Raw genomic sequence first — 3,696 nt, 5'->3', positions numbered from 1 at the left:
TGCGCGACCAGCCCCCACCGGGCCGCACCCGCCCAAGCGCCGCAGGCACCCGCGGGGAACTGCGCGACCAGCCCCCACCGGGCCGCACCCGCCCAGGCGCCGCAGGCACCCGCGGGGAACTGCGCGACCAGCCCCCACTCACCCGCACCCGCCCTACAACCTCACTCCGCACCCCGTGACGCGCTACGACCCCGATCCCGACGGCGCAGCAGCAGAAGTCCTCCCGCTACTGCCGTGATCCCCGCCGCCGCAGACCAGCCGACGATGTCGTTGGACCCTGTCGCCGCGAGATCCTGCCCGGTACTCGGCGACGCGGACACCTCCACCGACCCCCCGGTCTGCGCACTCGCCCCCGAGCCGGAGGGTGACGCTGAAGCCGACGGAGTCACCCGTGTCGACCTGTCCCGTGTGAACGTCAGCGTGCCGAAGCCCAGTTGGTCGTAGCCGCCGCTGTTGGGGCCGTAGTCTCCGCCGCCGCCCTCGGGTGACGACTTCGCGGCGATCTGGGTGAGGTACGTCGCCGGGAGGCCGCGGCGTTTTGTGTAGTGGTTGGCGATCATCGCCCAGATGGGGCGGGTCATGGCGGGGTCGACGCCCGCCGCCCGCGTGGCCGTTTCGGAGCCGGACCAGCCTCCTATCGCGCCCTTTTTACGGGTGTTCGCGGTGTAGGGGACCGCACCGCCCATGCTCCACTTCGCCACGTACTGCGCGCCCTTGAGGAAGCGGCTGTCGTCGTAGCCGTAGAGGTCGATGCCCTGGTTCCACGCCATCTCGCAGAACGTGCCCATGAGGCCGACGCCGAGCAGGGCGTGCCCCTGGTCGCGGCCCGCCTCCAGCCATTCGCCGAGTCCGTCGTCGAGCAGGACGGGGATCGCGTTCCTGACGGAGCCCAGGCCTTCGCCGTGCTTGAAGTAGTCCACCGCGCGGGCGACTTGGGATCTGTCGTCGCAGAAGATGCCCGCCGCGAGGACGCAGGCCATCGCGCACAGGTCCCAGTTCGTCCAGTAGTTGGTGATGACCGCGCCGTTGTGCCGGACCAGGAAGTCGTCGCTGGGCTTCGCGAAGACCTCGCTCAGGAGGGACTGCGCGCGGGACAGGTCGAAGTCGGGGTGGTCGCGGACGAGTTCGGCCGCGTTGGCGAACTGGTAGCCGTAGAGTCCGGCCGCGAGGAAGCGGTCCGCGCTGCCGGCGAGTGAAGTCAGCTTTGAGGACCAGAAGTTGAGGATGGTCACCGCGGTGTCCGCGTGGGACTCGTCGCCGCCCACGTGGTAGCGCAGGGCGTTCTGGTACGCGGCGTGGATGTCGTTGTAGAGGATCGCGTAGTTCTGCGGCGAGCCCGCTCCTCGGTACACCGTCTGCTGCGGGTTGGGCGTCCAACCGCTCTGTGCGTGGCGGTTGGCGGTCAGTTTGGCGTAACCGGCCGTGTAGGGGGCCGCGTTCGCCTTCACCTTGGCCGCCATGCGGGCGAGATCGGCTCGGGTGTGCAGCAGGCCGGGGTGGGCGAAAGCGGTGCCGGCCGCGGCGGCCGGTGTCGCGCCGGCGGCCGTCGTGGTCGCGGCCACGGCGATACCGGCCGCTCCGGTCGCCTTGAGCATGCTGCGTCGGCTGATCTGTGAAGTCACTGCGTCCATTCCTCGCGTCCGATGGCTGGGGACGCACAGGAGACGCGGGGGAGTGGCTGGGATAACGAAAAAACGCCGGGGGAGCCTCAGCCGTTGCGGTCCGCCACCGCCCAGGACGCCAGGGCCACCGCTCCGGCCGCTCCGAACACCGCCGGCCACGCGCCGACCCTCTTGGCCAGGGGGTGCGAGCCCGCGAACGCGGCCACGTACGCGGCGGTCAGGGCGCCGGCCGCCTTGTCGCCCGCCTGGCGGCGCCACTGCTGGGCGGCCGCCGCTCCGGCTACGGCCAGCACCGCCCCGCCCAGCTGCCGCTTCCTCGTCCACCGGGCCACGCCGTACCCGCCGACGAGCCCGCCCGCCGCGATCGCCGCACTGGGAACCCTGGCCATGTCTGTCTCCTGCCGTGCTGAGGGATGTGCCCGGTGTCCGAGGCTAGCTCCCGACCGGACCGGTCCCCCGAAGGTGAGTCGGGGGTTGTCAAGTTTCCTCCTCCGAGCTATATAAGAAGCCGTAGGGCATCGCACCTCAACACCGGAAGAGAGGAGTGACCCGTGATGCTCATGCGTACCGACCCGTTCCGCGAATTCGACCGGCTCGCGCAGCAGGTGTTCGGCTCCAGCGCCCGTCCCGCCGCGATGGCGATGGACGCCTACCGGTCGGGGGACGACTTCGTCGTCCACTTCGACCTCCCCGGGATCGACCCCGAGACGATCGAGCTGGACGTCGAACGCAACGTCCTCAACGTCCGCGCCGAGCGCCGCGGCCCCGCCCCCGAGGGCGCGGAGATGATCGTCGCCGAGCGCCCCACGGGCTCGTTCACCCGCCAGCTCTTCCTCGGCGACACCCTCGACACGGAGCGCATCGACGCCTCGTACGACTCCGGCGTCCTGACCCTGCGCATCCCCGTGGCCGAGCAGGCCAAGCCCCGCCGCATCCAGATCACCGGCGGGGGCGGCGAGCGCCGGCAGATCACCGGCTGAGCAGGAAGAAGAAGAGGGTGGCGTTCCGCGGGTGGCCAAGAGCCCGTGGGTGCCGAGTGGGTGACCAGGAGGCCGTCCGCGGAACGCCCGTGCAACCAACCCCAGGAGAGCCGTACATGACCGTCCTCAGTGCCCCTCCCGCGGCCATCGAACCGTCGCCCGGCTGGACCCGGCTGGTCGACGCGGTGCGGGAGGCCGGCCAGTACCCGACCCGGGCGGCGGCGGAACGCGTCACCCGTGTCGTCCTGTCCGCCCTCGGCGACCACGTCACCGGCGACGAGCGCGTCGCCCTCGCCCGCGCCCTCCCCGAGGAGGCGGCCAGGATCGTGGCGTCCCGGATCCCGGTCAACCACCCTTTGCCGGCCGCCGAGTTCGTGGCCTCGGTGGCCGACCGCACCGACGGCGCGACCCCGGCGACGGCCCGCTGGGACGTCAGCTCGGTGCTCGGTGTCCTGCCGGACGTGGTGGGGGACCAGGTGGTGAACGACGTCCTCGCCCAACTCCCGCCGGGTTACGCCCTGTTGTTCGGCAAGGCGGAGCTGGCGCCTATGGTGTGAGCCGGTTCAGGAAGGGAGAGGGCCGTTGCCCCTGCTCACCGCCCCCGACGGCACCCGCATCGCCTACCGTGACCGGTCCGGTCCCGGAATCCCCGTACTCCTTCTGCACGGCCTGGCGGGCCACTTGGGGGAGTGGGACGACTTGGCCGCAAGGCTGGTTTCGGCGGGGCACCGGGTGGTGGCGTACGACGCCCGTGGGCACGGCGCGAGCACCCGGCGCCCGGCGTCGGTGAGCCGTGCCGCCCATGTGGGGGACGCCGTGGCCGTCGAAGCGGCGCTGGATCTCGGTCCGGCGGTCGTGGTCGGCCAGTCCATGGGCGGGAGTACGGCGATGCTGCTCGCCGCCGGCCGTCCGGAGCTGGTGCGCTCCCTGGTCCTCGTCGAGGCCGGGCCCGCGGGGCCCAGGGCCTGTCCGGCGGATCATGCCGGCGTCGCGGGGCTGGGCACGCCCGTCTGCGGCGTTGTCGTCGGTTGCCGACTCCCCCACGCTCGAACAACCTCGCGCGGGGGCACCCCCATCGCGTCGCCGCCCTCCTC

General features: G+C 72.0%; 5 protein-coding genes. 3 read left to right on the top strand and 2 right to left on the bottom strand.

Going from position 1 to position 3,696, the window contains the following annotated elements; genetic code table 11:
• Positions 1-161: 161 nt before the first annotated feature.
• Together ABZ896_RS52275 and ABZ896_RS52270 are read right to left on the bottom strand one after the other, a co-directional pair.
• Positions 162-1,595, bottom strand: coding sequence for an alginate lyase family protein (locus ABZ896_RS52275; protein ID WP_360946462.1), 1,434 nt, complete (start codon positions 1,593-1,595; stop codon positions 162-164).
• 113 nt (positions 1,596-1,708) lie between these two features.
• Entirely contained in the window at positions 1,709-2,011 is a 303-nt protein-coding gene (locus ABZ896_RS52270) for a hypothetical protein (RefSeq protein ID WP_360946456.1), read from the bottom strand.
• Between the two features lie 165 nt (positions 2,012-2,176).
• Here ABZ896_RS52270 and ABZ896_RS52265 point away from each other — a divergent pair, with 165 nt between their 5' ends.
• The 3 genes from ABZ896_RS52265 to ABZ896_RS52255 all read left to right on the top strand — a co-directional run.
• Entirely contained in the window at positions 2,177-2,602 is a 426-nt protein-coding gene (locus ABZ896_RS52265; RefSeq protein WP_360946459.1) for an Hsp20/alpha crystallin family protein, read from the top strand.
• Between the two features lie 116 nt (positions 2,603-2,718).
• Complete coding sequence (locus ABZ896_RS52260) at positions 2,719-3,159, top strand: DUF2267 domain-containing protein (RefSeq protein ID WP_360946453.1); 441 nt, start codon at positions 2,719-2,721, stop codon at positions 3,157-3,159.
• Between the two features lie 25 nt (positions 3,160-3,184).
• The coding region (locus ABZ896_RS52255; protein WP_360946450.1) for an alpha/beta hydrolase at positions 3,185-3,696 on the top strand (512 nt) is incomplete at its 3' end.

The organism is Streptomyces sp. NPDC047072, assembly GCF_040643855.1.
Taxonomy (GTDB): Bacteria; Actinomycetota; Actinomycetes; order Streptomycetales; family Streptomycetaceae; genus Streptomyces.
This window is presented reverse-complemented; position numbering and strand designations above follow the sequence as displayed.